The organism is uncultured Cardiobacterium sp., from assembly GCF_938028825.1.
Classification (GTDB): domain Bacteria; phylum Pseudomonadota; class Gammaproteobacteria; order Cardiobacteriales; family Cardiobacteriaceae; genus Cardiobacterium.
On sequence record NZ_CALIZP010000024.1, the window covers coordinates 1 to 4,711 of the forward strand.

Annotated in this window: 3 protein-coding genes; all 3 read right to left on the bottom strand. The window is 59.8% G+C overall.

The features are described 5' to 3' along the window. On the bottom strand, window positions 1-3,810 hold a 3,810-nt coding region (locus tag Q0562_RS03895), incomplete at its 3' end, for a phage tail tape measure protein (protein ID WP_298641424.1). 26 nt (window positions 3,811-3,836) lie between these two features. Then, complete coding sequence (locus Q0562_RS03900) at window positions 3,837-4,364, bottom strand: BRO family protein (RefSeq protein ID WP_298641428.1); 528 nt, start codon at window positions 4,362-4,364, stop codon at window positions 3,837-3,839. A gap of 118 nt (window positions 4,365-4,482) precedes the next feature. Then, a partial coding sequence (locus Q0562_RS03905; protein WP_298641431.1) for a hypothetical protein occupies window positions 4,483-4,711 on the bottom strand: 229 nt, incomplete at its 5' end.

Consider the following 4,711-nt stretch of genomic DNA (forward strand, 5'->3'; position numbering starts at 1 on the left):
TTCTGCCTCGTGCAGCTTGGCGTTCAGTTCGCGCAGTTTGCGTTCCTGTTCGAGGGCTGCCGTCTTGCTGTCGTCGCCCCTGAGTTGTGCCAGTTCGGCTTCCAGGCTGTCGGCACTATCCCTCGCCTGTTCTTCCAGCTCTTTGAGCTTTTGCCGTGCCTCGTCAATGGCGGCGTGCAGGTTGTTCAGGGTGGTACTGTCCAGCTGGGCGATACGGGTGGTGGCGGCATGGGTCGCCTCGGCGATGTCCTGCATGGAGACGGTGCCGTCGGACGTTTTTTGTGTCAGGTTTTCCAGGGCACTGTTAGCGCGCTGCACTTCTTCGATGTACTGCGCGGCGGCGCGTTGCTGGCCAAACCACTGGGCAATGGCACCCTCGGTACCAAGGCGCAGGGTGCTGCCCATGCGGTTCAGGGCATCGTCAAGCAGGTTCATTTGCTCCGTGTTCAACTTGCTGGCGTCGTACATAAAGGCGAGATTTTTGCCCGCTTTCTCCGCCTCATCCGCGCTTTTTTTCGTCGCAGCGGCGTCCTCCCCCTTGGCCTCGGCGTTTTCCTTGATGGCGGCGGTGTTGTCTTCGATGGCAGCGGTATTGCCGGCTTTTGCATCGCGATCCGCTTTGGTGTCTTCTGCCGCTTTCCCGGTGGCTTCGTTGTTCTGTTTTCTGGCTTCGGTGTTGGCGGCGAGGCTTTCTCGCATCTTTTCTGCCGCTTCCGCTCCGCCTTGCATCCCGGCGCGCAGGATTTGCATCCGTTCGCCACCCAGTTTGCCGAGGTCGCCGGTCTCGCGCAGGGTGGCATTAAAGGCGGCAAATTCTTCTTTGCTCTTCAGACCACCCGCAATTTCATCAAAGCTGGCGCGGATGAGCTTGCTGCTGTTCTGCGCGCTTTCGGCGGCCAGCGTTGAGGCGCGGCTGAAGTCCATAAAGGCCTCTTTCGCCCCTTTACTGATACCCTGGTTGACGGCATCCACATCCACGTTGATTTTGGCAAAGGCTTCGGCCACTTTGCTGGCTGCTTGCGGGGCGCTGTCGCCGATGCGCTTGATGTCTTTGGCGGTCATGCCTGCCTGGCTGCCGACTCGCTCCAGCGCCTTGAGCAGCGCGGCCTGTTCTTCGCCGCTGGCCATTTTTGCCATGGCCGCCTTGTAGAGGGTGGCCATTTTTTCGGTATCGGTGCCGAAGCGGTTGGCGGCGACGGTAAAGCTGCTGATGGCCTCGGCGGCGTTTTTGCTAATGCCGGTCTGTAATTGTCCGGCTTCGAGGCCAAGTGTTTTCAGAGCTTGTGCGCTACCGTCCAGGGTAGAAGGCAGGATTTTGGCGCGGGCGTCAATGTCGGCAAAGAGTGCCTGCATTTGTCCCTGACTGATTTTGCCCTCGCTGGCGAGGTTGCTGATGCGCTGCCTGATAGCTTCCAGGGTTTCCACGGTTTCAGCCGCGTCAATGCCCTGGGTAAAGGCGAGGCGGAGGGTGTTGGCGGCGCTGGCAGCTTCCTGCCCTACCGCTTGCAGGCTGCCGCCTGTCTTGTCGAAGCTGCCACCGGCCGCGTCCACGTTTTTGACGATGGTGTCGAGTGCAGCGGTCAGGGTGTCGCTTTTCTTGGTAATCTCTTCCAGCGCCTTTTCGTTTTCTTCGACTTTGCCGGTGAGTGTTTCCCAGGCGTCCATGTTGGCTTTTTTCTTCGCCGCCGCTTCCTCTTGGGCGCGCGCTTCTTCTTGTGCCTTGTCAATCAGCTTTTGCGTGGCATCTACGGTCTGCTGAATAGAGGCGCGCCGCTCTTCTTCGGCAGCGATGGCTTTTTTCGCCGCTGCAACGGTTTTTTCGTCGGTGAAAAAACGCTCTTCCGCCGCTTTCTGCTGCGCCTTGTAGCTGGCAATGCGCTGGTCGATGGCGGCGAGTTCGGCTTTCAGCGCCGCTTGCTGCTTTTGCACGTAGTCGCCGAGCACATCCGAACCGGCGGCAAGGGCCATATTGAGTTGCTGCTGGGCGATGCCTGCGTCCGCCCAGGTCTGCATGGCTTCGTGTTGCGCCTTGTTGACTTCATCCACGTTGCTTTTTAGCGCCTCATAGAGGGAGACAGCGGCGGTAAGCCCGGCGGTGACCCATAGCTGCCCCATCCCCGCCAGCACGGCTTTGAGGCCGCCAAGTGCGCCCGCACCGCTGGAAACGGCCTCTTTGAAGCGGCCAAAACCGTTCACGGCGTAGGTGGTCATGTCTTCCATCGACACGCCCAGCACATCCATCGCGCCTTCGAGGCCGACAGCGGCAAGTTTGGCACCGGCCATGTAGGTGGCGAGTTCGGTAATCAGCGGGTAACGCTCGGCAAAGTCGTTGATGGCGTTCGCTGCACCGCCGATGCCGTCGGCGACGGCACCGATAATCGGCAGCAATTGTGCGCCCAGGGTTTTGGCGATGTTGCCGATGGCGATTTTGGCTTGCTCGACTTTCGCGCCGGTCGTGCTCATTGCCGCTTCAAATTCTTTTTGCATGGCACCTGCGGTCTCGGTCTTGTCAGCGACAAGACCGAAGGCCTTGCGCAGGGTGTCGAGGCTGCCCGCCGCCAGCGAGATATCGTCGGCATATTCGGCGCCAAAGAGCTTGGTAAGGACAATGGCGCGCTGCTGTTTGTCGAGGGTTTCCAGTTTGCCCAGGAAACTGAGCAGCGCCTGTTCGGGGTTGTCGTGGATATCTTTGGCAAGCTGCTTGGCTTCCATGCCGATGGATTTCAGGGCGTCCTGAAATTCTTTGCCCTGTGCCGGGGCGGTTTGCAGTTTGGTGAGCAGGGCGTTGATGGCCGTCCCGGCGACCTCCGGCGATTTGCCCAGGGCGATAAAGGCGTCCGCAAGCGCTGCAGCCTGTTCGGCGGCAAGACCAAACTGTTTGGCGGTGCCGCCGATACGCAGTAGTGCCTCGCTGATTTCCGCTTCTTTGGCGGCAGTGTTGTTGCCCAGCACATTGATGGCGTCGCCCAGCTGGCGCATTTCGGCGAGGCTGATGCCGAAGACGTTGCTGATTTTCGCTGCCGCTTCTGCCGCCTGCCCGGCAGTCATGCCAAAGGCGACTGACATTTGCCCGGCAAGGCGGGTAAATTCAGGCAGGTCGGCAAAGGCGACACCCAGCTGCCCGCCCTGGGCGGCAATTTCGGCCACTGCTTCCGGCACCATGCCCAGCTCGTAGGCGAGGTTTTTTACCTGCCCGGCAAGGGATGCCATTTGTTCCGGTGTCCCGTCCACCACTTTTTTCACGCCCGCCATTGCCGTTTCAAATTCCATCGCGTCCTTGGCGATGCTGGTCAGCCCGGCAAAGGCTCCGACCATTTTGCCGACACCGGCGGCGATGTCTTCCAGACTGGGGCGCACCCGTCCCAGTTGGGCTTCCAGCTCTTCAACACGGGCGCGGTGCGCTTCCGTAGCGCGTACCAGTTCTTCGTGCGAGAGGTTGCCTTCTTCACGCAGCAGCTTGTAGGCTTCGGTCACTTCTTCTATCTGCTTGCGCACATTGTCGTCATTGTCGATGCCGAGGGTGATGCGGGCGTCACGCAGGCGCTGCGCCTCGGCATTAAGGGTGGACAGTTGTGCCTGGGCATCGGCAGTATGCGCGGCAAGTTGCTGCTCTGCTTCGGAAAGCGCCCGCAATGCCGCAGGGTCGGCACTTCCGCGCAGGTTTTCCAGTTCCTGCGCCAGACGCGCCCCTTCTTCACGCAAGGTACTCGCATCACCGCCCGCTTCTTCAATCGCCTGCGCCAGTTGTTCGATATCACGAACACCTTGTACCGCCGCATTGACACGCAGCGCCAGTTGCATATCTGCCATTCGTTACTCCCAATAAAAAACCCGCATTAGCGGGCGGAAATGAACATATCGGGTTGCATCCTGGCGAGTAGCGCCTGCACCCGCTCGCGCAGGCCTGGTTTTCGCTGCCGCCACAGGTTGAGACCGCGCCCGTGCAGGCTGGCGGTCTCTTGCGCAAGCGCCAGGGCAGCAAGCGCCTGATGGTATTCAGTGGTGAGGATGCCCGCGTCATGACGGTGCTGCTCGATGATGTCCAGCACCCAGCGGCGGAACTCCTTGGCTTTCTTCGTTCGTGCCAGCATCCCCAGTAGATGCGCACCACGAAGACTGAACACGCGGATTTTTTGCACGCCGCCTTCGGTTTCGATGTCAACCAGTGCCGTCATGCTGTCACTAAATTCTTCGGCGTTGCGCTTGTAGAGCATCCGCACCCGACTGACAAAGGGGGTCTCAAATTGAGACCCCCTTTGGTTTGTTGGGTACAACGCTGCCGCAATGTCGTTTACGGTCAGCCATTTGTCGCCGTTGCGGTCAATGACGTGCAGGGTTCGGTCTTGGAAGGTGAGTGTTGCCATGTGTTGTCCTCCTGTCGGACTTGGTTCAAGGCGCGGTTGCTGCGCCCAATAAAAAACCCCGCATCAAGCGGGGTGTAAGTCTTTGTTTCGTTTCCTGGTGCAAATTTGCGCTTGCGGGTCAGAAGTCCCAGCCTTCGTTGGCGTGGTATTCATGCCCTGCCCAGGTCAGGACGCCGCAATAACGGCCATACCAGCGCACCCCAGCAACCAGTCCCGCGCGGACAAGATGGCACCATGTGCGCTGGACTTCTTTCTGTGGGTAAGCATCAAGGCGCACGGGTTCCATCCCGGCAGCGATCAGGGTGTTAAGGATGTAGCGGGCAAGGTCTTTTTTCATGATGGGCTCC